The 23,511-nt window shown below is 72.1% G+C and carries 23 protein-coding genes and 3 tRNA genes; 10 read left to right on the forward strand and 16 right to left on the reverse strand.

Going from position 1 to position 23,511, the window contains the following annotated elements:
* Window positions 1-1,521, forward strand: a complete 1,521-nt coding sequence (locus NIE111_RS12960; RefSeq protein WP_238684633.1) for a CYTH and CHAD domain-containing protein — start codon at window positions 1-3, stop codon at window positions 1,519-1,521.
* Window positions 1,509-2,387, forward strand: coding sequence for an NUDIX hydrolase (locus NIE111_RS12965; protein WP_238684634.1), 879 nt, complete (start codon window positions 1,509-1,511; stop codon window positions 2,385-2,387). The genes NIE111_RS12960 and NIE111_RS12965 overlap by 13 nt, the downstream gene beginning before the upstream one ends.
* 28 nt (window positions 2,388-2,415) lie before the next feature.
* Here the strand turns inward: NIE111_RS12965 and NIE111_RS12970 are convergent, their stop codons facing one another.
* The 4 genes from NIE111_RS12970 to leuC all read right to left on the reverse strand — a co-directional run bounded on the left by NIE111_RS12970 (window position 2,416) and on the right by leuC (window position 7,419).
* Window positions 2,416-4,353, reverse strand: coding sequence for an endonuclease/exonuclease/phosphatase family protein (locus NIE111_RS12970; protein WP_238684635.1), 1,938 nt, complete (start codon window positions 4,351-4,353; stop codon window positions 2,416-2,418).
* Window positions 4,354-4,515: 162 nt separating this feature from the next.
* Window positions 4,516-5,199 carry an HU family DNA-binding protein gene (locus tag NIE111_RS12975; RefSeq protein WP_238684636.1) on the reverse strand — a complete coding sequence of 228 codons (684 nt, stop codon included), beginning with the start codon at window positions 5,197-5,199 and terminating at the stop codon, window positions 4,516-4,518.
* A gap of 172 nt (window positions 5,200-5,371) precedes the next feature.
* On the reverse strand, window positions 5,372-5,959 hold the full coding sequence (leuD, locus tag NIE111_RS12980; protein ID WP_238684637.1) for a 3-isopropylmalate dehydratase small subunit: 588 nt from the start codon (window positions 5,957-5,959) through the stop codon (window positions 5,372-5,374).
* Between the two features lie 14 nt (window positions 5,960-5,973).
* The gene (leuC, locus tag NIE111_RS12985; protein WP_238684638.1) at window positions 5,974-7,419 is read right to left on the reverse strand and encodes a 3-isopropylmalate dehydratase large subunit; all 1,446 of its coding nucleotides are present in this window, start codon (window positions 7,417-7,419) and stop codon (window positions 5,974-5,976) included.
* 49 nt (window positions 7,420-7,468) lie between these two features.
* Here leuC and NIE111_RS12990 point away from each other — a divergent pair, with 49 nt between their 5' ends.
* Window positions 7,469-8,155: an IclR family transcriptional regulator gene (locus tag NIE111_RS12990; RefSeq protein ID WP_007456408.1), complete on the forward strand. Its 687-nt coding sequence runs from the start codon at window positions 7,469-7,471 to the stop codon at window positions 8,153-8,155.
* Window positions 8,156-8,327: 172 nt separating this feature from the next.
* Here the strand turns inward: NIE111_RS12990 and NIE111_RS12995 are convergent.
* From NIE111_RS12995 to NIE111_RS13010, 4 genes are all read right to left on the reverse strand, one after another.
* Window positions 8,328-8,400 (reverse strand) — tRNA-Glu (locus NIE111_RS12995).
* Window positions 8,401-8,574: 174 nt separating this feature from the next.
* A tRNA-Glu gene (locus NIE111_RS13000) sits at window positions 8,575-8,647 on the reverse strand.
* A 134-nt stretch (window positions 8,648-8,781) separates the two neighbouring features.
* Window positions 8,782-8,853 (reverse strand) — tRNA-Gln (locus NIE111_RS13005).
* A gap of 108 nt (window positions 8,854-8,961) precedes the next feature.
* Entirely contained in the window at window positions 8,962-9,765 is an 804-nt protein-coding gene (locus tag NIE111_RS13010) for a fumarylacetoacetate hydrolase family protein (protein WP_091393135.1), read from the reverse strand.
* Window positions 9,766-9,939: 174 nt separating this feature from the next.
* Here NIE111_RS13010 and NIE111_RS13015 point away from each other — a divergent pair, with 174 nt between their 5' ends.
* Window positions 9,940-11,484 carry a hypothetical protein gene (locus tag NIE111_RS13015; RefSeq protein WP_238684639.1) on the forward strand — a complete coding sequence of 515 codons (1,545 nt, stop codon included), beginning with the start codon at window positions 9,940-9,942 and terminating at the stop codon, window positions 11,482-11,484.
* A 34-nt stretch (window positions 11,485-11,518) separates the two neighbouring features.
* Complete coding sequence (locus NIE111_RS13020) at window positions 11,519-12,385, forward strand: 3-methyladenine DNA glycosylase (protein ID WP_238684640.1); 867 nt, start codon at window positions 11,519-11,521, stop codon at window positions 12,383-12,385.
* Window positions 12,386-12,449: 64 nt separating this feature from the next.
* On the opposite strand, the gene arfB is transcribed toward NIE111_RS13020, so the two are convergent.
* From arfB to NIE111_RS13055, 7 genes are all read right to left on the reverse strand, one after another.
* Window positions 12,450-12,875, reverse strand: a complete 426-nt coding sequence (arfB, locus tag NIE111_RS13025) for an alternative ribosome rescue aminoacyl-tRNA hydrolase ArfB (protein ID WP_238680798.1) — start codon at window positions 12,873-12,875, stop codon at window positions 12,450-12,452.
* Window positions 12,876-12,909: 34 nt separating this feature from the next.
* Window positions 12,910-13,206: a hypothetical protein gene (locus NIE111_RS13030; protein ID WP_238684641.1), complete on the reverse strand. Its 297-nt coding sequence runs from the start codon at window positions 13,204-13,206 to the stop codon at window positions 12,910-12,912.
* 98 nt (window positions 13,207-13,304) lie between these two features.
* Window positions 13,305-14,192: a S1C family serine protease gene (locus tag NIE111_RS13035; protein ID WP_238684642.1), complete on the reverse strand. Its 888-nt coding sequence runs from the start codon at window positions 14,190-14,192 to the stop codon at window positions 13,305-13,307.
* 38 nt (window positions 14,193-14,230) lie between these two features.
* Window positions 14,231-15,190 carry a VWA domain-containing protein gene (locus NIE111_RS13040; protein WP_238684643.1) on the reverse strand — a complete coding sequence of 320 codons (960 nt, stop codon included), beginning with the start codon at window positions 15,188-15,190 and terminating at the stop codon, window positions 14,231-14,233.
* Window positions 15,187-16,200 (reverse strand): DUF58 domain-containing protein, encoded by a 1,014-nt coding sequence (locus NIE111_RS13045; RefSeq protein ID WP_238684644.1) that lies wholly within the window; start codon window positions 16,198-16,200, stop codon window positions 15,187-15,189. Before NIE111_RS13045 ends, NIE111_RS13040 begins: the two co-directional genes overlap by 4 nt.
* A complete protein-coding gene (locus NIE111_RS13050) occupies window positions 16,197-17,246 on the reverse strand; it encodes an AAA family ATPase (RefSeq protein WP_238684645.1) in 1,050 nt (349 codons plus the stop codon). Before NIE111_RS13050 ends, NIE111_RS13045 begins: the two co-directional genes overlap by 4 nt.
* 285 nt (window positions 17,247-17,531) lie before the next feature.
* Window positions 17,532-18,038 carry a hypothetical protein gene (locus NIE111_RS13055; protein ID WP_210786399.1) on the reverse strand — a complete coding sequence of 169 codons (507 nt, stop codon included), beginning with the start codon at window positions 18,036-18,038 and terminating at the stop codon, window positions 17,532-17,534.
* A 341-nt stretch (window positions 18,039-18,379) separates the two neighbouring features.
* Between NIE111_RS13055 and NIE111_RS13060 the strand changes: the two genes are divergently transcribed.
* Entirely contained in the window at window positions 18,380-19,363 is a 984-nt protein-coding gene (locus NIE111_RS13060; protein WP_372488321.1) for an endonuclease/exonuclease/phosphatase family protein, read from the forward strand.
* A gap of 134 nt (window positions 19,364-19,497) precedes the next feature.
* Here the strand turns inward: NIE111_RS13060 and cimA are convergent, their stop codons facing one another.
* Window positions 19,498-21,081 carry a citramalate synthase gene (gene cimA / locus NIE111_RS13065; RefSeq protein ID WP_238684646.1) on the reverse strand — a complete coding sequence of 528 codons (1,584 nt, stop codon included), beginning with the start codon at window positions 21,079-21,081 and terminating at the stop codon, window positions 19,498-19,500.
* A gap of 316 nt (window positions 21,082-21,397) precedes the next feature.
* Between cimA and NIE111_RS13070 the strand changes: the two genes are divergently transcribed.
* The 4 genes from NIE111_RS13070 to NIE111_RS13085 all read left to right on the forward strand — a co-directional run bounded on the left by NIE111_RS13070 (window position 21,398) and on the right by NIE111_RS13085 (window position 23,493).
* Window positions 21,398-21,592, forward strand: coding sequence for a hypothetical protein (locus tag NIE111_RS13070; RefSeq protein WP_238684647.1), 195 nt, complete (start codon window positions 21,398-21,400; stop codon window positions 21,590-21,592).
* 2 nt (window positions 21,593-21,594) lie between these two features.
* Window positions 21,595-22,125 carry an alkylhydroperoxidase, AhpD family gene (gene ahpD, locus NIE111_RS13075; RefSeq protein WP_238684648.1) on the forward strand — a complete coding sequence of 177 codons (531 nt, stop codon included), beginning with the start codon at window positions 21,595-21,597 and terminating at the stop codon, window positions 22,123-22,125.
* An 83-nt stretch (window positions 22,126-22,208) separates the two neighbouring features.
* Entirely contained in the window at window positions 22,209-22,667 is a 459-nt protein-coding gene (locus NIE111_RS13080; protein ID WP_238684649.1) for a PRC-barrel domain containing protein, read from the forward strand.
* A 55-nt stretch (window positions 22,668-22,722) separates the two neighbouring features.
* Window positions 22,723-23,493 carry a tyrosine-protein phosphatase gene (locus NIE111_RS13085; protein WP_238684650.1) on the forward strand — a complete coding sequence of 257 codons (771 nt, stop codon included), beginning with the start codon at window positions 22,723-22,725 and terminating at the stop codon, window positions 23,491-23,493.
* Window positions 23,494-23,511 lie beyond the last annotated feature (18 nt).

Here is a 23,511-nt window from a genome sequence, read left to right on the forward strand (position 1 = left end):
ATGGTCGAGGAGGAGCAGAAGTACGAGGTGGACGACGCCTACGTGCTGCCGGACCTGGCCGGCGCGGCCCCGGCCGGCGGTCGGGTCCGGGCACTGCCACCGGTGACGCTTGTCGCCCGCTACCTCGACACTGTCGACCTGCGGCTGGCCCGGGCCGGTGCCTCACTGCGCCACCGCAAGGGCGACGAGCTGCCCTGGACGGTGAAACTACCGACCGGGACGCCGGGCGTCCGGCACGAGATCTCCCGTCCCGGGCCGAAGGGGCAGCCGCCCGCGGAGTTGCTGGAGTTGGTCACCGTTCTGCACCGGGGGGCGCCGCTGGCCCCGGTGACAGTGGTGCGGACGGTGCGGCACGCGTACGAGGTGTGCGACCGGGCCGGCTCCGTGCTCGCCGAGGTGGTGGACGACCGGGTGACAGTGCTCGACGACGCCGGCACCACCACCGACACGTTCCGCGAGGTGGAGGTGGAGCTGAAGGCCGGCGATCGAGAGCTGCTCGACCGGGTCGGCGGGGTGCTGCGCGAGGCTGGCGCCCAGGGCGGGTCGTTCACGCCGAAGCACGTACGGGCGCTCGGCGCCACGGCGCAGGCCGATCCGGACCTGGTCGCGCCGGCCGGGCTGACCGCCGAGCCGAGCGCCGGTGACGTGGTGACCGAGGCGCTACGCAAGGAGATCCGCCGGCTGTTGGCGCACGACCCGCTGGTCCGGTTGCGCGCCCCGGCCGCCGGCGGCGACACCGCCGTGCATCAGATGCGGGTGGCCTGCCGACGCCTGCGCAGTGATCTGCGCACCTTCAAACCGTTGCTGCGAAAGACCTGGTCCCGCCCACTACGCACCGAGCTGCGCTGGTTGGCCGACGTGCTCGGCGCGGCCCGCGACGCCGAGGTGCTGCGCGCGCGGCTACGCCGTACCGCCGACGCCGATCCGCTGAGCCCGCTCGACACTGGCGCTGTGGATCGGCTCGACGAGGTGCTCGCCGAACGGCAGCGGCAGGCGCTCACCGCCATCGACGAGATGCTGCGCTCCGCGCGCTACCTGGCCCTGGTGGACTCCCTGGTGCTGGCCGCCGGCGCGCCCCGGTTCACCCGCCGGGCGGCAGCGCCCGCCGCGCAGGCGCTACCCGCGCTGGTGGCCCGCCCCTGGCGGCGGTTGACCGGGCCGGACGGCGTCGGCGGGCTCGACGCGCAGTCGCCGGACGAACGCTGGCACGCCGTCCGCAAGGAGGGCAAGCAGGCCCGGTACGCGGTCAACGCGGTGGCCCCGACGGTCGGCAAGGGCGCACGGCGGCTGTCCCGCGCACTCGCCCGGGTGCAGGACGTGCTCGGCGAGCACCAGGACGCGGCGGTGGCGGCGGACACCTGGTTGGAGATCGCCGCCGAGCGACCGGACGACCACGAGCTGGCGGTCACCGCCGGGCGGCTGGCCGAGCGGGAACGCCAGTCGGTACGCCGGACGAGGGGTCTCCTCTCGGCCGCCTGGCACCGGGCCACCCGGCGACGGCGCACCAGTTGGCTGCCGTGACGGGCATCCGGGCGGCGGGCGGGGTGGCCTGGCGGCCGACCGACGACGGCGTACGCGTCTGCGTGGTGCACCGCCCCCGTTACGGCGACTGGACACTACCGAAGGGCAAGTTGGAACCGGGCGAGCACGCGTTGGCCGCAGCTGTCCGTGAGGTGGCCGAGGAGGCCGACGTGCGGGGCGTGCCGCAGGTGCGGCTGCCGTCGGTGCGGTACCGCAGCGAGGGGCAACCCAAGCTGGTCGACTACTGGTCGATGCTCGCTGTGGCCAGCGGCGGTTTCCAACCGGACACCGAGGTGGACGACATCCGCTGGCTCGCCGTGGACGACGCGATCCGGTTGGTCAGTTACCCGCACGACGCCGAGGTGTTGGCGGCGTTCGCCGCCCTGCCGTCGGTGACGGCGACTGTCGCGCTGGTCCGGCACGCGCACGCCGGTAAGCGGGCCACCTGGTCCGGCCCGGACGTCGGGCGGCCCCTGGACGCCGAGGGGTGGGCCCAGGCGAGCACGCTGGCCGAGCTGATCGCCCTGATCCGACCGGCCCGACTGGTGTCGGCGTCGCCACGACGGTGCGTGCAGACGCTCGACCCGGCCGCCGCGTTGCTCGACCTGCCGATCGAGGTCTGCGGCGACCTGGACGAACCACAACCCGGCCAGCAGAGCGACGAGCAGATCCTGGCCACCGCAGCCCGACTGCTGGAGCTGGCCGACACCGGTGGGCAGTCGGTGGTGTGCAGCCAGGGCAAGGTCCTGCCGGGCGCCCTGGAGCGGCTGACCGGCCGCACCGATGAGGACTTCACCACCCCGAAGGGCGGCGGCTGGCTGCTCGCCTTCGCCGCCGACCGGCTGCTCGCCGCCGATCGCCTGTAGGGCCCACGTTCGGCGGGTCCCGGCTTGGTCAGCGGGGCGGCAGTGTCACTGTCACAGCGACCGGCAGGTGGTCGCTGGCGGTGCCGCGCGGCGCGACCGGATCACTCGGGGTCAGGCCGGGCGAGACGAAGATGTGGTCGATCTGCTGGCGCGGATCGTCCGCCGGGCTGGTCGCCAGTGGTCGGGCGGCGGCCAGCGCGTCGACCAGGCCGGCCTTGGTGAACTCCGCGAACGCCTCGTCGCCCGGCTCGGTGTTCAGGTCACCCGCCACCACCAACGGCCGACCGGCCGCGTACCGGGTGGCGAAGTCGGCGACCGCGCGGGCCTGGACCACCGGGCCCGTGCCGGGCGGCGGTTGCAGGTGGGTGCTGACCACTGCGGTACGGACACCGTCGCCGAGGTCCAGCGTGACGGCGAGGGCCTGCGCTCCGGTGGGCGCGCCGACGGCGGCCAGCGGCAGGGTCCGCGGATCGCGTACCGGCCAACGACTGAGCACCGCGTCGCCCCAGACCGGGTCGGCGGCCGGCCCGAAGACGTACGGCATGGCGAGCCGGTCGGCCAGCAGGTCCAGGGTGTCGTGCCCGCCGTTGAGCAGCCACGCCCGGTCCACCTCGCTGAGCAGCACCACGTCGGGCCGTTGCCGTTCGACGACCTCGGCGAGGCCGGCCAGGTCGAACCGGCCGTCCAGCCCGAACCCCATCCGGATGTTGTACGCCACCACCGTCAACCGTTCCGGTGGGCCGTCCCGGTTGCTGGCCACCGGCACCTCGTCGGCGAGCACCGGTGCCAGCAGGGCCAGCGCGGTGACCGCGGCGGCGGCCCGGAGCGGCGGAAACGGCCCGGGTGGCCGGTCGGCGACGGGGCGGGCGGTGAACGCCACGGCGGCGATCAGCACGGCCACCACCACCGGCACCGCAGCGTTGGGGTAGCCGAGGTCGTAGGCCGAGTAGTAGCCGACGGCCCCGAGCGCGAAGACGAGCATCCCGGCGGCGACCGCGTACCCCCGCCGGGAGGCGCCGGCGCTCGCGGTGTCGGCGGCCGACTGGCTGGTGTCGTCGGTCAACGCGAGGCAGGCGCCGAGGCCGACAGCGGCGAGGAGGATGGCTGGCAGGAGCAGGTCACCCCGGTCGAGGGCGAACAGCACCGCGCCGCCGAGCAGTGCCACCGGGCCGTACGCCCGGCCCCACCCACGGGGCGGCCGGGTCAACGCGGCGCACAGGAACCCGGCGACAGCCACCGGCACCGGCGCCAGCCCGAACAGCGGCGAACGAGCCACCCCGTCCCCGGCGACCAGGTACGACATCCCGGTTCGGGCCAGCGCCGGGGAGAGCGCCACCATCCCGGCCAGCAGCAGCGCCGGCCCGGCCAGCAGCCAGGCCCGGCCACCACCGGGGCCGGCAGCGGCGTCAGCGAGGCCGTCAGGGGCGTCAGCGAGGGCGTTAGCCGCACCGCCGCGCTGGCCGGGTTGCGCCGTGCCGGCCAGGAACACCGCCACCGCGACGGCGCTGAGCAGCCAGGCCACCCAGTCACCCCGCCAGACCAGGTCGACGGTGTCCAGCACCGCGTGCACTGCCGCGTTGACAGCGAACCCCAACGCCAGCCCCGGGACCGGGCGATCGGTGTCGGCGGCGACGCCGACCAACCAGACCAGCCCGGCGAGCAACCCGGCGGTGGCCAACCAGAGCTGGGTACGCCCACCGGGAGCGGCGGTGAGCGCGAGCCGGGCGACGGCGAGCGCGACGGCGGCGACGACAGTGACCGGGCGGGCTCCGACTCGGCGGACCACTGCGGGTGCGCCCATCGCGAGCACGAACCAGCCGAGGGCGAACGCCCCCATCAGCTCGGCCGGCGTGGACGCCGCCTGACCGAAGATGGTGATGATGCCGGGCAGCCAGACCCGCAGCACGTCGATGAGGAGGAGCACGCCCAGCGCGAGCGTGCCGGTGGTGAGCTGGCGGTAGCGCACCGGCGCCCCATTTCCCGTCGACGGGCCGGCCCAGGGGTGGCCGGCACGGCGATTCTGCGCGAGCGAGCCAACAGGGTCAACGGTCCCCGTACGCCGAGAAGCCGGCCCGGTACGCCGAAAGGGCGCCCACCCACTGGTGGACGCCCTCGCGGTACGGGTCGGTCAGCGCTTGCTGGCCGCCTTCTTGGCCGGAGCCTTCTTCGCCGGCGCCTTCTTGGCCGCCGTGCTCTTGCTCGCCGCCGCGGTGGTCTTCTTCGCCGCGGTCGACCGGGTCGCGGCGGTGGTCTTCTTCGCCGCGGTGGTCTTCTTGCTGGCGGCCGTCTTGGTCGCCGTGGTGGTCTTGCTCGCCTTGGCCGGGGCGGTCTTCTTGCTGGCGGCCGCCTTGGTCGCCGTCGCGGTCTTGCTCGCCTTGGCCGGGGCGGTCTTCTTGCTGGCCGCCTTCGCCGTGGTCGCCTTGGTGCCCGCCGCCTTGGCGGTGGCCGCCTTGGTGCCGGTCGCCTTCGTGCCCGCCGCCTTGGCCGTGGCGGTGCTGGTGGTGGCCTTCTTCGTCGCCACCGTGGCCTTCGGCACCTTGCCGCTGGCCACCATCTCCTTGAACCCGGCGCCGGGGCGGAAGGTCGGGACTGACGTCTTCTTGACCTTCACCGCCTCGCCGGTACGCGGGTTGCGCGCTGTTCGCGCGCCACGCACACGCTTTTCGAATGCTCCGAATCCGGTGATCGCCACCTTCTCGCCCTTGGTGACCGCCGCCTGGACCTCGGTGAGGACCGCGTCGAGCGCGGCCGTCGCCATCTTCCGGTCCCCCAGGCGAACGGCGAGCGCCTCGATGAGCTCGGCCTTGTTCACGACTTCCTCCCGATTGTGCAACTGACTCGTCGCGAGCCATTCTGCGCGCACGGTATGCCCTGTGCTGCCGGGACACAAACATTCGGTAGAAAAAAGCCCTTGTGTCGTAACGGATTCACCCCCACCGGATGGACCGATGGGGGTGAAATCCGCTGTGCGGGCGGCCTAACGGCTATGCGACGGAGGGCAGGAACGGCAGCCGGCGCGCCTCGTAGGAGTCGATGTCGGCGGCGTGGCGGAGGGTGAGTCCAATGTCGTCGAGGCCTTCCAGAAGCCGCCAACGGCTGAAGTCGTCCAGCGGGAAGGACCAGCTAGCGTCCCCCGCCCGGAGCTGGCGGGTGGTCAGGTCGACAGTCACCGTAGTGGTGGGATCCGCCTCGACCAGGTCCCACAACTCTTCGACGGCTTTCAATTCCAACTCGACCGGCAACAGACCTTCCTTGAGGGCGTTGCCGCGGAAGATGTCACCGAAGCGCGGGGCCACCACGGCACGGAAGCCCCAGTCCCGTAGCGCCCAGACGGCATGCTCCCGGGATGAGCCGGTGCCGAACTCCGGGCCGGCGATGAGGATCGACGCCCCAGAATAGTTTTCATCGTTCAGCACGAATGCCGGATCTTCCCGCCAGGCGCTGAACAGCCCGTCGGCGAAGCCGGTCCGGGTCACCCGCTTGAGGTACACGGCGGGGATGATCTGATCGGTGTCCACGTTGGACCGGCGCAGCGGCACGGCGGTGCCGGTGTGGGTGGTGAACTTGTCCATCTCGTCGGTCCCTTCTACAGGTCGGCGGGGGCGGCCAGCCGGCCGACCACTGCGGTGGCGGCGGCCACCGGCGGGGAGACCAGGTGGGTACGTCCGCCCCGGCCCTGACGGCCCTCGAAGTTGCGGTTCGAGGTGGAGGCGGAGCGCTCGCCCGGCTTCAACGTGTCGGGGTTCATCCCCAGACACATGGAACAGCCAGCGAACCGCCACTCGGCCCCGGCGTCGGCGAAGACCTTGTCCAGACCCTCGGCCTCGGCGGCCTCGCGCACGGCGGCGGAGCCGGGCACCACGAGCATCCGGACGCCGTCGGCGACCCGGTGGCCACGCAGCACGTCGGCTGCGGCCCGCAGGTCCTCCAGGCGACCGTTGGTGCAGGACCCCACGAACACCACGTCGATGGGCAGCTCCCGCAGTGGGGTGCCGGGGCGAAGGTCCATGTACTCCAGGGCCCGGCGGGCGGCAGTGCGCTCCGAGTCGGTGGTGAACTCCTCAGGGTCCGGCACCGGGGCGCTCAGCGGCGCACCCTGCCCGGGGTTGGTGCCCCAGGTGACGAACGGGGTGATCTGGCTGGCGTCCAGGGTCACCTCGGCGTCGAAGCGCGCGCCGTCGTCGGTGGGCAGCGTCCGCCACCACTCCACCGCCGCGTCCCAGTCCGCGCCCTGCGGCGCGTTCGGTCGACCCTTGAGGTACGCGAAGGTGGTCTCGTCCGGCGCGATCATGCCGGCCTTGGCACCCCACTCGATGGACATGTTGGCGATGGTCATCCGCCCCTCCATGGAGAGGGAGCGGATCGCCTCGCCGCGGTACTCGACGATGTGGCCCCGACCTCCACCGGTGCCGACCTGCGTGATCAGCGCGAGCACCAGGTCCTTGGCGGTCACGCCGGGCGCGAGCTGGCCGGTGACGTTCACGGCCATCGTCTTCGGCCGGCTCTGCGGCAGCGTCTGGGTGGCCAGCACGTGCTCCACCTCGCTGGTGCCGATGCCGAAGGCGAGCGCGCCGAAGGCGCCGTGGGTGGCGGTGTGCGAGTCGCCACAGACGATCGTCAGGCCCGGCTGGGTGAGACCGAGCTGCGGGCCGATCACGTGCACGATGCCCTGGTTGTCGTCGCCGAGCGGGTGCAGTCGCACGCCGAACTCGGCGCAGTTGCGGCGCAACGTCTCGATCTGCGTACGCGACGTGGGGTCCTCGATGGTGAGCAGGTCACCACGGCGGAGGCGGAACGCCGGGTCGGCGTACCCGGTCGGGGTGTTGTGGTCCTCGGTCGCGAGGGTCAGGTCGGTACGACGCACCCGGCGCCCGGCGAGCCGCAGCCCGTCGAAGGCCTGCGGGCTGGTCACCTCGTGCAGCAGGTGCAGGTCGATGAAGAGCAGGTCCGGCTCACCAGCGGCGGACCGTACGACGTGCGCGTCCCAGACCTTCTCGGCCAGGGTCCTCGGCTCAGGAGTGACTCCCACCATCTGGACATCCTAAATTCTGGGAGGTAAGTTTCGGCTTGTGGGACACAGTATGAGCGGTGTCGGCGTTCTCGACAAGGCGGTGGTCATCCTGGCCGCCTGCGTGGACGGCGCCAGCCTGGCCGAACTCGTCGAACGCACCAAGCTGCCCCGGGCCACAGCACATCGCCTGGCCCAGGCCCTGGAGATCCACCGAATGCTGGTGCGTGACACCCAGGGCAGATGGCGGCCCGGCCCCCGCCTGGGCGAGCTGGCCAACGCCGCACCGGACGTTCTGCTGACCGCCGCCGAGCCGCTGCTGGCCGCGCTGCGCGACGCCACCGGCGAGAGCGCGCAGCTCTATCTGCGCCGCGCCGACGAGCGGATCTGCGTGGCGGCGGCGGAACGCGCCAGCGGCCTACGGGACACCGTTCCGGTCGGCTCGGTGCTGCCGATGACCGCCGGCTCCGCGGCCCAGATCCTGCTCGCCTGGGAGCCGCCGGAGGCGGTGATGCCGCTGCTGCCGCGCAGCAAGTTCACCGGCCGCACCCTCGCCGAGGTACGCCGACGCGGCTGGGCGCAGAGCGTCGCCGAGCGGGAGGCCGGTGTGGCGAGCGTCTCCGCACCGATCCGCGACCGCACCGGCCGGGTCATCGCCTCGGTCAGCATCTCCGGCCCGATCGAGCGCCTGGGCCGCCGCCCCGGCGAACGCCACGCCATGGCCGTAGTAAGAGCCGGCCAACGCCTATCCGGCCTCTAACCCCCCAGTGCCCGCGTTGATCATGAAGTTATTGCCACCCACCTCGGCGTGTCGTGACAATAACTTCATGATCAACCGGGGAACGAGGGGTGCGGGCCTGGGGTGGGGGGACGGGGGCGGGGTCGAGGGACGAGAAAGGCTCATCTCGCGTCGCGAGATGAGCCTTTGGTTGTAGCCCCGACCGGATTCGAACCGGCGCTACCGCCTTGAGAGGGCGGCGTCCTGGGCCGCTAGACGACGGGGCCAGAACTTTTCCGTTCACCACCCTCGCGGGCGGTGCGAATGTAGTCTAGCGGCACCGTACCCGGGCACGAGCGCGGGGTGTGCTGTCACCCGAGGGCCCGGCGGGGGGCCGGAACGGGCCCGGCGGCGGACACGAAACAGCCCGCCTCACGAGGTGAGACGGGCTGTGCACGCTGTAGCCCCGACCGGATTCGAACCGGCGCTACCGCCTTGAGAGGGCGGCGTCCTGGGCCGCTAGACGACGGGGCCAGAACAACTTTTGCTCCCCCACCTTACCGGTGGAGGAGCTGCACTCTACCGAAGACCACCCTCCGCCCCCGGAGGGGCGGAGTCGAACTCCGTCAGAATCCAGCGTCTGGAAATTCTCGCGAATTCCAGCAGCGCTGGGGTACCAGGACTCGAACCTAGACTAACTGAACCAGAATCAGTCGGGCTGCCAATTACCCCATACCCCATTGGCCCCTTGCGGTGCCGGGAGTGAACTTTACCCTCCCGGTACCGACAGGCCAAATCCGATCCCCCCGAACCGCCCGTGAGCTGCGGAAGCAGGGGCATCAGACGGATCAGGCGACGGGCACCACCGGGTTGGTGAGCTCGCCGATGCCGTCGATCCGCACGGTGACCGTATCCCCCTCGACAAGCGGGCTAACCCCGGCCGGAGTGCCGGTGAGAACCACGTCGCCGGGCAGCAGAGTCATGACGTGCGAGATGTAGGACACCAGGCCCGGCACGTCGAAGACCATGTCCTTCGTCCGGCCGAGTTGGCGCACCTCCATCTCCTCCGGGTTGCGACCCACCTCACAACGGATCTCCAGGTCGGAGACGTCCAGCCCGGTGGTGATCCACGGGCCGATCGGGCAGAACGAGTCGAAGCCCTTGGCCCGGGTCCACTGCCCGTCCGAACGCTGGAGGTCACGAGCGGTGACGTCGTTGGCGCAGGTGTAGCCGAAGATGGCGCGTTCGGCGGCGGCGCGGTCGGCCCGACGCGCACCCGGCGCCCCGATCACGACCGCCAGCTCCGCCTCGTGCTCGACCTGCTTGGAGAAGATCGGCAGCCGGATGGCGTCCCGGGGGCCGATCACCGAGGTGGACGGCTTGAGGAAGAGCAGCGGCTCCTTGGGCACCTCGTTGCCGAGCTCGGCGGCGTGGTCGGCGTAGTTGCGGCCGACACAGACGACCTTGCTGGGCAGGATCGGCGAGAGCAGCCGGACGTCGGAGAGGGCCCAGCGGGCCCCACTGAAGGACAGATTGCCGAACGGGTGGCCCTCGATCTCGGCGATGGTCAGGCCCTGCGGCCCAGCCTCCGCTTCGCCTTCGACGGCACCGAACGACATTCCCTTGGCATGGGCGAAACGAGCGATACGCACCCGGCCAATCTAGCGCCGACGGCGCCCCAACCGGCCAGGACAGGCGCTCGGGTGTGCTCAACCTGTCAGCGCGCGGCACCCTATCGGAGCTGGAGGTGACCGGCGCGGACTTCTCGACTTCGTACCCGCACGGAGGCGGCTCGCCCCTAGCGTCGGCTCCGGAGGTTCGTTCGTATGCCTGCATCGACACGACACCACAGAGCCCTCGCAGTGTTCGTGCACTGCCTCGGCATCCTCGCCGCCGTGCCGGCCCTGCCGTCGGCGGCTCCGGAGGCGGCGGCCGCACCACGACCACCGGCCGCCACGCCACAACCAACGGCGGCCGCACCACGACCACCGGCCGCCACGCCACAACCAACGGCGGCCGCACCACGACCACCGGCCGCCACGCCACAACCAACGGCGGCCGCACCACCAGCGACCGCACCACCAGCGACCGCACCACCAGCGGCCGCACCACCACCGGCCGCCACACCAGCATCAGCGGGAACCCGGCCGCCGCTGGCGATGGTCGCGCGGGTGACCGAGCCCACCCCGCCGTCGGCGCCACCGGCGATGGCACCACCGACCCGGGCACCGGCGTCAGCGCCCCCGCAACAGGTCACGGTGGCGGTCGCGACGGAGAGCAGCCCGGCGCCGAGGTACCGGATCCAGGTGCGCAACGTGAGCAACTCTCCGCTGGAGACCACTGTGCGCCAGGAACTGCCGCCGGGCTCGTCGACGACAGCTATCAGCGGTGGTGGCCGGTCCACCCCGGCCGGCGGATCGGCCACCGAGGTGACCTGGCGCTTGCGGCTGCCCGCGCACAGCACCACCACCCTGGGCACCGCGCTCGCGACGACCGCGCCGGGCCGGCCACTGACCGCGCCGACCTGCGCGTTCACCAGCGACGGCAGCCGGCCGTACGACTGCGCCACGGCCACCTGGCGGGCGGCAGCGGCACCGGCGGCCGAGGTGAGCGAGGCGCCGCCGTGGCGCCGCTACCCGGTGCTGCTCGCCGGCTTGGCGGTCCTGCTGTTGATCAGCGCCGCCCTGGTGTGGGTGTGGCGACGTCGGCGCGGGCGTCGGGTGACGGCTGCCGCGTTGTCCACCGGCGGCGGCGAGGGTGACCGCGGGACGGTCTACCCGCGCCCGGCAGCCCCGAGTCCGGTACGGCGTCGGCGTACCCCACCGGTCTGGATGTTGGTGGGCGCCGCCGTCGTGGTGCTGGCCGGCGTGGTCGGCACCGCGGGTTGGACGGCGACCCGGCAGGTAGCGGCGATCGACACGCAGAAGCAGCCCACCAGCGGCGCGTGGGTGGGCACCGGGGTCAACGGGTCGCTGGGCGTGCCGCTGCGCGAGTCGGCGTTCGAGTTCACCGTGTACCGGATGACCTGCGGCGCGCCCGGCACCGCCGGGAAGCCCGACGGTGGCGGTGCCGCACCGGCCAACGGGCGACGCTGCGAGGCCACAGTGGGTGTGCGCAACGTCACCGGCGAGCACCAGCCCTGGCACAGCGAGCTGCAACGGGCGTACCTGCCCGGTGGGCGCTGGGTGAGCACCGACGAGTCGGCCACCCGGACGGCGAACCTGGGCCGGGACGTCTTCGCCGACCCGATGGCGGCGGGCACCCGGATGGTGCTCCCGCTGGTCTTCACCGTGGACGGGCGGGACCCGCCCCAGCAGCTGGAGCTGCGCAGCGGGGTGTTCTCCGCCGGGGTCCGGGTGCAGATGCCCTGACCGGGTGTGCGGGCGGCGGTCGTACCCTGGGTGCGTGACCGCCGCCCTCGCCCCCGCCGTGCTCGACGCGGCGCGGTGGCGGGCCCGCCGGCGGGCCCACGAGGAGCGGGTCGACGTCTGGCTGACGCCGCACCTGGCCCGGCGACGACGCGGTGAGCGGCATCCGGTGGCCGACTTCCTGTTCACCTACTACTCGCACCGCCCGGCCCAGCTGCGTCGCTGGCATCCGGGACCCGGGGTCGAGCTGCGCGACGCCGATCCGGGCGAGTTCGGCCGCGACTACCGCGCCAGCGCCGCCGGGGTCACCCTCGACACCGCTGGGGTACGCGCGCGGCGCGGCGAGTCGATCGCCTGGATCCGCTCCCTGCTGGAGGCGACGCGGAGCCGGGCACCGCACTTCGGCTGCTTCGGGATGCACGAGTGGGCGATGGTCTACCGGCAGACCCGGGAGGAGTTGCGGCACAACTCCTGGCCGCTGCGGCTCAGCGCGGAGCGCACCGCCGAGGTCGTCGAGGAGCGGGGCGTGCGGTGCAGCCACTTCGACGCGTTCCGGTTCTTCACCGCGCCGGCCCGCCCGCTGAACCTGCTCACCCCGACCCGGGAGACGCAGCACGCGCACGAGCAGCCGGGCTGCCTGCACGCCAACATGGATCTGTACAAGTGGGCGTACAAGTTGTCGCCGTTGGTCTGCTCGGAGCTGGTGGCCGACGCGTTCGACCTGGCCCGGGACATCCGCACGCTGGACATGCGGGCCAGCCCGTACGACCTGGCGGCGCTCGGCTACCCGCCGGTGCGGGTGGAGACTCCGGACGGCCGGGCGGAGTACGCGGCGGCGCAGCGCGGGTTCGCCGAGCGGGCCGCCGTGCTGCGCGACCGGCTACTCGCCGCCGTCCCGGCCTAGTCGCCGTTCCGGGCGGGTCGTCGTCCCGAACGGGTCGCCGTCCCGGGCTGGTCGTCGTCGCGGGCTAGTCGTCGTCGGCGCGGCGGTCCCGCTTGCGCTGGGACTGGCGTTTCTTCTCGGCCAGCCGGCGTTCCTTGGCCCCGCGGGACGGGCGGGTCGCTCGGCGGGTCGGCGGTGGGGGCGCTGCGGCCTCCCGCAGCAGGGCGGTCATCCGGGCCCGGGCCGCCTCCCGGTTGGCCAGTTGGGCCCGGTGTTCGCTGGCGGCGATCGTCAGCACCCCGTCGACGAGGCGGTTGGCCAGCCGGTCCAGCGCCCGCGACCGCAACCACTCGGGCACGGCCGGCGAGTTGGCCACGTCGTAGCTCAGCTCGACCCGGGAGTCAGCGGTGTTCACACCCTGCCCGCCCGGCCCCGACGAGCGGGAGAAGCGCTCCCGTAGCTCCCCGGCGGGGACGACCCACCGGTCGGTCACCCGCAGTCCGTCGTCCACGCCCCGAGGCTAACCCGCGACGACCCGCCGGGGGTCATCGGTGCGGAGGCTCACTCTGCGTCGGGGACTGGCTGGGCACCGGCCCGGCGGTCTCCTCGTCGGAGCCGACGGCCGCGTACGCCACAGCGCCGAAGAGCAGCACCCCGATCACCGCGGCCTTCACGACGACGCCACGGATCAGCGACCAGGCGCCCCGGCGGGCGCCTGGCACCGATTTCTTGACGGTCTGGTAATCGTTCCACCCGCGCCGTGCCCGGGTGTACGCCGACCCCACTGCACATCCGATGACCAGGCCCACCAGCAGGAGGACCGTGAGAAGAGGACGCTCCACCTCCGCCAGTATCCATACCGAGCGTAATATTTCCATGGTCCGATGCCGTCCGGCCGGATATCTGACAGTGGTGGCCCCCGTGGGGGCGTTCGGGCAGCTCAGCCGCCCTTGCCGATGATGGTGTCGGCGGTCTGCTGCACCTGGTCGATCGGGATGGCGAACCCGATGCCGATCGAGCCGTTTCCGTCGATGGTGGCGATGGCGGTGTTCACCCCGACCACCTCCCCGCGGGCGTTGACCAGTGGTCCACCCGAGTTGCCGGGGTTGATGGACGCGTCGGTCTGCACAGCGCTGTGCCGGTTGTTGCCGAGCCGTACCTCCCGGTCGAGCGCGCTGACGATGCCCGCGGTGACAGTTCCGGCCAGACCGAGCGGCGACCCCACAGCGAGCACCGGCTCACCGACCCGGGTCGCGCCCGGCTTGGCCAGGGGCAGCGGGGTGAGACCGGCCGATGCCGGCACCTTCAGCACCGCCAGGTCGCTGCGCGGCTCCCGTCCGACGACCTCGGCGGCGAACCGGCGGCCGTCGGGCAGCTCCACTGTCACCGGCCCGCCACCTGCCTTGGCCAGGATGTGGTCGTTGGTGATCAGGTGCTGCTGGTCGTCCACCGCGAAGCCGGAGCCGGTCGCGGACCCGCCGGTCGTGGACCCGCCGGTCGTGGACCCGCCGGTCCTGGATCCACCGGCCAGCACCGACACCACCCCGGGTACGGTCCGCTCGGCCGCGGTGACCAGCTCGGCGGGCACCGGGGCGGCGGACGCCGCGGCCGGGCCACCAGCCCCGTCCCGGCTGGCCACCACGCCGCCGGCGAGAGCACCGGAGACGGCCGAGACCGCCACCACTGCCAACACGGCGAGCAGCCGCCCGGGCCGTCGCCCGCCCGGGTCGCGCTCGGGCGTGTCCCACCACCCGCGCCCGTCCGGGCCGAGTTCCGGTGAGATGAACCAGGGACCGCGCGGTTCGCCCAGTCCGGTCTGCACTGCCATGCGTGCTCCTCACTGTCGACGTCGGTTGTGCGCGGCGATCAGGGCAGTCGGGAGAACCAGCGCATCGAGCCGGCGGCGGCGCCCATCGCGAACACCAGTCCGAGGCCGATGAACCGGGCCGAGATGTCCTGCCGCTCCGTGCGGTAGCCGACCGAACTGCCGATGTCGTCGTAGACGGCCCGCAGCTCGTCGGTGGTGCTGGCCTCGTGGAACATGCCGCCGGTCTCCTCGGCGACCGCCTTGAGGGTCTGTCCGTCCACCGGCACCTGGATGGGCCGTCCACCCCTGTCGACGAAGCCGGACGGGGTGCCGAACGAGATCGAGTGCACAGGCACCTCCGCCTTCACCGCTTCCGCGGCCGCCTCCATGGGGTCCATCCCGGAGGTGTTGGCGCCGTCGGAGAGCAGGATGACCCGGGCGGGTGGTGTCTCCTTCGCCGCCTCGCTGTCCAGGCTCTTGACCGCGCCGAGTGAGGTGTTGATGGCCTCGCCGATCGCGGTGCCCTGGACACCGGTGATGCCCTCGGCGAGCCTGTCGATCCCCTCGTCGAGGGCGTCCCGGTCGGTGCCCGGGGGCACCAGCACTGCCGCACTGCCGGCGAACGCGACGAGACCCACGTTGAACTCGTCGGGCAGGCCCTCGACGAATCGCCGGGCGGCCTCCTTCGCCGCGGCCAGCCGGTCCGGTTCGACGTCGGTGGCGAGCATCGACGTGGAGACGTCCACCGCCACCATCACAGTGGCACGTTCCCGGGGCACCCGGACCTCGGCGCTCGGACGGGCGAAGCCGACCACGAGCAGCGCCAGCATGGCCAGGAAGAGCCCGGCCGGTACGTGTCGACGCCAGGCGGGCCGCTCCGGCGCCACCCGGTCCAGCAGCCGCAGGTTGGTGAAGCGGACCGCGTACCGGCTGCGTCGCCGCTGCAGCACCAGGTACGCGACGACCAGGGCGAGCACGCCGAGCAGCAGCCAGAGCCGCAGCGGCGACTGCCAGATCACGCGGCACCTCCCCGGTGTCGGCCGGCCGGCGCGGCGGCCAGCCGACGCTGGGCGTGCACGTGCCGGACGATGTCCGCGCTCCAGTCGCCGTCGGTGCGCAGCGGCAGATGGGTGGCCCCGCTGCGGCGCAGCGCCTGGTGGACCTGTTCGCGCTGGGCGGTGGCGGCCTCGGCGTACCGCTCGCGCAGCCCACGGTCCGATGTGCACACCTCGCGGTGTCGGCCGGTCTCCGGGTCGACGAGCGTGATCAGGCCGACGTCCGGTAGTTCCAGCTCCCGCGGGTCGGTGACCTCGATCGCCAGCACCTGGTGCCGGACGGCCAGCCGGCGCATGGTCCGCTCCCAGGGCGCTGTCTGGCCGGGGTCGTCGGGTAGGCCGTCGAGGAAGTCGGAGACCACCACGACCAGCCCACGCCGGTTGGCGATCCGGTGCAGCGCGTCGAGCCCGTCGGCCAGATCGGGCGGTCGGGTCGCCGGCCCACGCCCCGGCCGGTCGGTGGGCGCTGTGGCCCGGGGGGCGGCGAGCAGCGCGCGGAGCAGGGAGAGCAGATGGGTACGCCCGCTGCGGGCCGGGAAGCGGCGTACCCCGTCGGCGCGCAGCACCTGGGCGCCGAGGCGGTTGCCGACGCCAGCGGTCAGGAAGCCGACCGCCGCGACGGCAGCCACGGCCAGTTCCCGTTTGTCCAGCTCGGCGGTGCCGAACTCCATGCTGGCGCTGCCGTCGACGAGCAGCCAGGTGGTCAGCTCCCGGTCGGCGTCGACCTGCCGGACGTGCGGCACTGCGGTCCGGGCGGTCACCGCCCAGTCCATCCGGCGGACCTCGTCCTCGCCCGGCCGGTATTCGCGACTGCCGGAGGGTTCGCTGCCGGGACCGGGCAGCAGACCACGGTACTGGCCGTGCAGCAGACCGTTCAGTCGGCGCGTGACGGTCAGTTCCAGGCGGCGCAGGCGCTGGTCCGGGGCCAGCTCGGCCAGGCCGGGGTCGGCGGGCGCGACGGCGGCGCGTCTCATGCCGCCGCCAGATCCGGTGCCTGCTGCGGGTGTCCGGTGGCAAGCCGGGGCGGCGGTACCGCCTCGACGAGCCGTCGCACCACGCTCTCGGCCGACACCCCGTCGGCCACCGCGTCGAAGGAGAGCACCAGCCGGTGGGCGAGGACGTCGACGGCAAGCTCGCGGATGTCCTCGGGCAGCACGTACTCCCGCCCCCGCAGCAGGGCCTGTGCCCGGGCGGCCGCGACCAGGCCCAGGGTGGCCCGGGGGCTGGCCCCGTACGCCAACAGCGGGGCGATCTCCGGCAGCCCGAACCGGCCGGGGTCGCGGGTGGCGAGGATCAGCCGCACGACGTACTCGGCCAACGCGTGGTGGACGAAGACCCGCTCGGCGTGGAGCTGGAGGTCCCGCAGCCGTTGCGCGTCGAGCACCTGGCGCGGGGTGGGACGGTCGGTGCTCATCCGATAGAGGATGGCCAGCTCGTCGGCGTCGCTGGGGTAGTCGACCACCACCTTCATCAGGAACCGGTCACGCTGTGCCTCCGGGAGCTGGTAGACCCCCTCGGACTCGATCGGGTTCTGGGTGGCCAGCACCAGGAACGGCTCCGGGACCGGCCAGCTGCGCCCGCCGATCGAGACCTGCCGTTCGGCCATCGCCTCCAGCAGCGCCGACTGGACCTTGGCCGGGGCCCGGTTGATCTCGTCGGCCAGCACCATGTTGGCCATGATCGGGCCCAGCTCGATGTCGAAGGTCTCCTTCGACGCCCGGTAGATCCGGGTGCCGACGATGTCGGAGGGCACCAGATCCGGGGTGAACTGGATCCGGGAGAAGGTGCCGCCGACCACCGTCGCGAGGGTCTGCGCGGCCAGTGTCTTGGCCACGCCGGGTACTCCCTCCAGGAGGCAGTGTCCGTTGGCGACCAGGGCGGTGAGCAGGCGTTCGACGAGGCGATCCTGCCCGACGATCACGCGTTTGACCTCGAAGAGGGTCTGTTCCAGCTCGATGCCGGTCGGCTCCGGATCGACCGGGCTGGGCATGCTGGCCAGGGTGTCCGAGATGTCCGTCACGGTGCTTGCTTCCCTGGCACACGCTCGACAAACGTGGGATTGTGCGGCAGGGACCGGCCCGGAGTGGCCGGAATGGGGATGAGCCGCGCGGAAGGGTGACGACCTTCGCGAGCCTGCCGAGTCTCGGACAACCGGCGAGGGATTGGCCAGTGTGCGCCCGACCGGCACGAACCGGTCGAGGAGGGCCCGACGCTTCCTGGGCTGCCGATCCGGGCGGGCGGCGCGCGCCGGGCAGACAGGGTCCGGCCCCCGCGCCGGAGGCGACGGGGGCCGGGTGTCGGTTGGTCAGGGTGTGTGGGTGAGCAGGGTGAAGCCCAGGTTGGCCGGCGTCCCGGCCGAGTTGCGGGTCTGCACGAAGACCGCGTTGGGCGTCAGCAGCCGCGGGGCGACCGAGACCTCCCCACCCGGCGGAATGCAGCAGGAGCCGGACAGGGAGAGGGTGGCCAGGAAGGCACCAGCCGAGACGGTGTGACCGAAGATCACCTCGTACTCCCCGACGCCGTACTTGACCACGGTGCCGCCGCCGCGCGCCTTGGTGCCGTTGGAGTTGACGACGGTGAAGACGTTTGTGGCCACCAGTGGGGTGGCCGCACTCGCCTTCAGCGCTGCTTTCGCGATGCGCGCCGACTCGGCGCTGACCGGCGGCTGGGAGTTCGTGCCGCGTGCCGGCTGGACCGTTTCCTGCGGCGCCTTCGCGGACGGCTGGGCGATAGCGATGCCCCCGCCGGCGAGACTGAGCCCCAGGACAGCGAACGTGACCGCCGCCACCTTGCGTCGGAAGGATGTGCTCATGACAGGTCCCCCTTGTGTGACCGTGCGAATTCGGCCGACCCGCAGGGCGGGACGGATGACTGCCCATAAATAGGCGTACGACGACAGTTGGGCGGGGGAAAGCTGCCTCGCTCACACCCGATGAGATTGATTTTCCACCAATCCTCATCCCCTCTGAGCTGCTGTTACTACTCAGAGTTGCGTCGTTTAAGCCAGATGGAACGTAGCACCGGAAAAAGCCGCCAGTCAATAGTTGATCTCGCTTTTCCGGGGTGTCAACCAACCGTCAGATAATTGTGAAAGGTGAGCGCATCGCCATTCATGAAATGGGTTCGTCGGGGCCGACTACGATCACCGTCGTGATCGTCGACGCTCCACCCGCGCACCGGAACGCTCGGCTCGGCACGGTGCTCTGCTGGCTTGCCGTCGTACCCACCGCCCTCTGGGCGGCGGCCCGACTGCTCGGCCTTGACCGGGGGCCGTTGGTGCAGGCGCTCGCCTTCACGCCGTACGTCGCGGGGGTCAGCGTGCTGGTCCTTGCCCTCGCGCTCGCCCTGCGGCGCTGGTGGCCGGCGGCGCTCGCGGCCCTGGCAGCGGTGGCGTTGCTCGGCACCGTCGCACCTCGGGCGCTGGCCAACCCGCAGCCGGCGGCGGCCGGGCCGACAGTGCGGCTGCTCACGGCCAACCTGCTCGCCGGCGCCGGCGACGCGCGGACACTTGTGGAGTTGGTCCGGCGACACCAGGTGGACGTGCTCACCGTGCAGGAATTCACCCCGGACGCGCAGGCCGCCCTGGATCGACTCGGCCTCGCCACGCTGCTGCCGCACCGGCAGCTCAACCCGGAGATCGGCACCCCCGGCTCCGGGCTCTACTCGCGGTGGCCGATCACCGACGGCGGCGTCCGACGCAACCTCGAAGGTTGGGGCTTCAGCCAGGCGTACGCGACGGTGTCCGTCCCCGGCGGGCCCGCGGTCCGCGTCGAATCGGCCCACCCCTCAGCGCCGTACGCGCTGGACCAGGTGGGTGCCTGGCGTGCCGACCTGACCGCCCAACCACCGGCCACCCCGGACGGTGGTCTGCGTATCCTCGCCGGGGATTTCAACGCGACCCTCGACCACGGTCCACTGCGGGCCCTGCTGCGCAGCGGTTACGTCGACGCCGCCGATGCCACCGGAGAGGGCCTGACCGGCACCTGGGGTCCGTACGACGGCGACCTCATCCCACCCGTCACCATCGACCACGTCCTGGTCGACCACCGGATAGCGGTCCGCTCGGTCCAGGTGTTCACCCTGCCCGGCAGCGACCACCGCCCCGTCCAAGCCACCCTCACCCTCCCTAACCCCTAACCCACCCCACCCCACCTCGTCGATCTTGCACTTACTGTCCCGGCATCAGCGACAAAAGCCGCAGACCGTCGACACAAAGTGCAAGATCGCGGGAGTGGGGGGTGGGGTGGGGGTGGGGGCGGGGAGGCAGCGGGTTAGACGGGGGTGGGGGCTAGGCCGTAGGTGAGGGCGTCTACCAGGGCGTGCCAGCTGGCCTCGACCACGTTGGGGTGGACGCCGACAGTGGTCCAGTCCCGGCCGCCGCCGTCGGAGGTTTCCAGCAGAACCCGCGTGACCGCGCCGGTGCCGTGGCTGCCCTCCAGGATGCGCACCTTGTAGTCGGCCAACTCGAAGTCGCGCAGCTGCGGATAGTGCCGCGCCAGCCCCACCCGCAGCGCCTCGTCGAGGGCGTTGACCGGGCCGTTGCCCTCGGCGGTGGCGATGACCCGCTCACCGCGAACCCGGATCTTGACAGTCGCCTCGGAGACCACAGCGCCGTCCTCGCGATGCTCGACCAGCACCCGGTACGACTCCAGGGTGAACGGCCGGGCCGGGCTGCCCTCCGGCAGCTCGGAGCGGACCAGCAGCTCGAAGGAAGCATCGGCCGCCTCGAAGGACCAGCCACCCGCCTCCAGCTCCTTGACCCGCTTGGTGACCCGGGTCAGCGCCTCGGGGCTGCCGGCCAGGTCCAGGCCGAGCTCACGGCTCTTGAGCTCGACGCTGGCCCGGCCGGCCATCTCGGTGATCAGGATCCGCATGTCGTTGCCCACCACCGACGGATCCACGTGGTTGTAGAGCAACGGGTCGACCTTGATCGCGCTCGCGTGCAACCCCGCCTTGTGGGCGAAGGCAGCGGCCCCGGCGTACGCCTGGTGGGTGTCGGGGGCGATGTTGGCGATCTCGGCGATGGCGTGCGAGACCCGCACCATCTGCTCCAGGCAGCCCTCCGGTAGGACGGGCATGCCGAGCTTGAGTTGGAGGTTGGCGACGACAGCGAAGATGTCGGCGTTGCCCGGACGTTCGCCGTACCCGTTGGCGGTGCCCTGCACGTGCCGGACGCCCGCCTCCACGGCGGCGATCGTGTTGGCCACCGCGCAGGCGGTGTCGTTCTGGGCGTGCATACCGAGCAGCGCGGCGTCGATCCCCAGCCTGGTCGTCAGGTCGTGGATCACGGCGGTCACCTGGGACGGCAGCATGCCGCCGTTGGTGTCGCAGAGCACCATCCGCTCGGCGCCGGCGGCGAGCACTGTCTGCACCACTGCCGCGCCGTACGCGGGGTCGTGCCGATAGCCGTCGAAGAAGTGCTCCCCGTCGACGAAGACCCGTCGTCCCTCGCGGACGAGGTGGTTGACAGTGTCGTGGATCATGGCGAGGTTCTCCGCGCCGGTGGTGCGCAGCGCGCGCTCGACGTGCCGGCTGTCGGCCTTGGCGACCAGGGCCACGGCCGGGGTCTGCGCGTCCAGCAGGGCGCGTACCTGGGGGTCGTCCGCGACCGCGACGCCGGCCTTGCGGGTGGCGCCGAACGCGACGAGCACGGCGTGCCGGAGATCCAGCTCGGTGCGGGCGCGGCGGAAGAACTCGGTGTCCTTGGGCACCGCGCCCGGCCAGCCGCCCTCGATGAAGCCGACGCCGAACTCGTCGAGCAGCCGGGCCACTGCCAGCTTGTCGACCACCGAGTAGGTGAGCCCCTCGCGCTGGGCGCCGTCGCGCAACGTGGTGTCGAAGACCTGGAACGTCATCAGGATCCTTTCTCGGAGCAACAAAAAGACCTCCCGCGGATGCGGGAGGTCTGCGCGCTCGGCAGAGGGGAGAGCCGGCGCGCTAGGTCGCAATAATCAGGGCGGTGCTGGTCACGATGGCCACTCTGCCACCCCTCCCCTGTATGTGGGAGGAACAATCCACATAGCGGGATGCTGATGGAGGGTTCGTTCGCCCCGAACCGCCGCTCGTGATCGGCTTCACAAGCCACCGGGCCACCCATTGGCGGAAACAGCGATGCGGAAGCATCTGGAACGGATCCGATGATGGCCACCGTGCCGTCTGCAAGGAGGACCTGTGCTCACCGTCAGTGACCGCTTACCTGAGCACGGACCCGCCGCCTGCGTATCGCTGGGCGCCAACAACGCGTCCAGGACGATCAGCCACACGTCCCACGAGGGCACGTGGTGCGTGGTCTTCGTCGGGCCGATGGGTTTCACCTCCATCAGCCCGACGGAGATCGCCGACCAGCCCCCCGCCGCCGGAGTCTGACCATGGGCCTGGACGCGATCAAGGCAGCCCTGCCGGAGTACGCCAGGGACATCAGGCTCAACCTCGGCTCCACCATCGGTTCCTCGGCGTTGACCCCGGCTCAGACCTGGGGCACCGCGCTGGCCTGTGCGGTGACCGCGCGCAACCCTGTCGTGTTGCGGGAGATCGCGGCCGACGCGCTCGGGCACCTCGGGCCGGAGGGCGTCGAGGCGGCCAAGGGCGCCGCGGCGATCATGGCGATGAACAACATCTACTACCGGGCCAAGCACCTGATCGGCGACGAGCAGTACGCCTCGATGCCGGCCCGACTGCGGATGCAGATCATCGCGAGGCCGGGGGTGGACAAGGGCGACTTCGAGTTGTGGTGTTTCGCCGTGTCGGCCATCGCCGGCTGTGAGGTGTGCCTGGAGTTGCACGAGAAGAAGCTGCGCGCCAGCGGCTTCACCCGGGAGCAACTGCACGAGGCCCTGCGGATCTCCGCAGTGGTGCACGCCGCCGCCGTCACCCTGGACGCCGAGGCCGCCCTGGCCTGAGCCTGTCGCCGTTTCCGGCCCCCGACGGCCGGGTAGCTCCTGCGGAGACATGAGTTGATCGGTGACAGTCAGGAGTGAACGGCATGGACAGGATCGATCCGCACGCCACCCACGCCGGGCCGGACCCGCTGCGCGGCGGCGACCAGGGCGCGGTGCCCGGCGGCGCGCCGGCCGGCACGTTCGACCCCTGGCGCTACCGGGACCAGGCCGGCGTGGCCGACGTCGACCTGGTCGGCTACAAGGTCGAGGCCACCGACGGTGGAATCGGCAAGATCGACAGCGCCAGTCACGAGGTGGGCGGCAGCTACCTGGTCGTGGACACCGGGCCCTGGATCTTCGGCAAGAAGGTGATGTTGCCGGCCGGCACCGTCAACCAGGTCGACCACGACCAACGCACAGTCTCCGTCGACCGGACCCGGGACCAGATCAAGGCCGCCCCGGAGTACGACGAGACCAGCCACAGCGACCCGAGCTACCGGGACCAGTTGGGTGGCTACTACGACGAGACGTACGGCGCGCTCCCGCCCGGCACCGCACGGTGACTGTTCGGCCCGACGGCCGGTGGGGCACTGTCCCACCGGCCGTTACCGTGAGGGCGTGGACGCCATCGACGACAGCCGACAGATTTCGCTCCCCGCCACCTTCAACTTCCGCGACGCCGGCGGCTACCTCGGGCACGGCGGACGACCCGTACGCCGTGGCCGGCTCTACCGCTCCGACTCGCTGCACCGCCTCACCGAACAGGACCGCGACGCGTTCGTCGCGATCGGCGTCCGCACCGTCATCGACCTGCGCCGCCCCACCGAGGTGGAGCGGGACGGCCGGGTGCCGGCATACGAGGGGTTGACCTACCGGCACATCCACCCGGAGCACGACGACTGGGCGGGCGTGCCGCACGAGGAGGGCGCGAGCCTGGCCCGGTACCTCGCGGACCGGTACGCCGACCTGGCCCAGACCGGCACGGCCGGGCTGGCCGAGGCGGTCGGGCTGATCGCCGACTCCGCCAACGCCCCGGTGGTCGTGCACTGCGTGGCTGGCAAGGACCGCACCGGCATCGTCTGCGCGCTGACCCTCGCCGTGCTTGGCGTCGACGACGCTGACATCACAGCGGACTACGCGTTGAGCAGCGAGGCGTCGGCCCGGTACAGCGCCTGGCTGGCCTCCATCAACCCGGACGGAGTGGAGGTGCCGGCGCCGTTCCTGGCCTCCCCCGCCGAGGCGATGCAGATCTTCCTGGACGAGCTGCGCGCGGGGCACGGCTCGGTCGAGGCGTACCTGCGCCACGCCGGGGTGACCGACGAGCAGCTCGCCGCGCTCCGCGACCACCTGCTCGACGAGCCCACCAAGGCGCAGCCCACCGACGCGTAGGGGCGACTGTGCCGGCCC

Origin of the sequence: Micromonospora hortensis (assembly GCF_022230935.1) — a bacterium.
Taxonomy (GTDB): Bacteria; Actinomycetota; Actinomycetes; order Mycobacteriales; family Micromonosporaceae; genus Micromonospora; species Micromonospora hortensis.

Excerpts from the sequence above, each read along its gene's own strand:
- NIE111_RS12960 (WP_238684633.1), top strand. The coding sequence starts at position 1 with ATGGTCGAGGAGGAGCAGAAGTACGAGGTGGACGACGCCTACGTGCTG.
- leuD (WP_238684637.1), bottom strand. The coding sequence starts at position 5,959 with ATGGACAAGTTCACCACCCACACCGGCACCGCCGTGCCGCTGCGCCGG.
- leuC (WP_238684638.1), bottom strand. The coding sequence starts at position 7,419 with ATGGTGGGAGTCACTCCTGAGCCGAGGACCCTGGCCGAGAAGGTCTGG.
- NIE111_RS12990 (WP_007456408.1), top strand. The coding sequence starts at position 7,469 with ATGAGCGGTGTCGGCGTTCTCGACAAGGCGGTGGTCATCCTGGCCGCC.
- NIE111_RS13015 (WP_238684639.1), top strand. The coding sequence starts at position 9,940 with ATGCCTGCATCGACACGACACCACAGAGCCCTCGCAGTGTTCGTGCAC.
- NIE111_RS13035 (WP_238684642.1), bottom strand. The coding sequence starts at position 14,192 with ATGGCAGTGCAGACCGGACTGGGCGAACCGCGCGGTCCCTGGTTCATC.
- NIE111_RS13045 (WP_238684644.1), bottom strand. The coding sequence starts at position 16,200 with ATGAGACGCGCCGCCGTCGCGCCCGCCGACCCCGGCCTGGCCGAGCTG.
- NIE111_RS13055 (WP_210786399.1), bottom strand. The coding sequence starts at position 18,038 with ATGAGCACATCCTTCCGACGCAAGGTGGCGGCGGTCACGTTCGCTGTC.
- cimA (WP_238684646.1), bottom strand. The coding sequence starts at position 21,081 with ATGACGTTCCAGGTCTTCGACACCACGTTGCGCGACGGCGCCCAGCGC.
- ahpD (WP_238684648.1), top strand. The coding sequence starts at position 21,595 with ATGGGCCTGGACGCGATCAAGGCAGCCCTGCCGGAGTACGCCAGGGAC.
- NIE111_RS13080 (WP_238684649.1), top strand. The coding sequence starts at position 22,209 with ATGGACAGGATCGATCCGCACGCCACCCACGCCGGGCCGGACCCGCTG.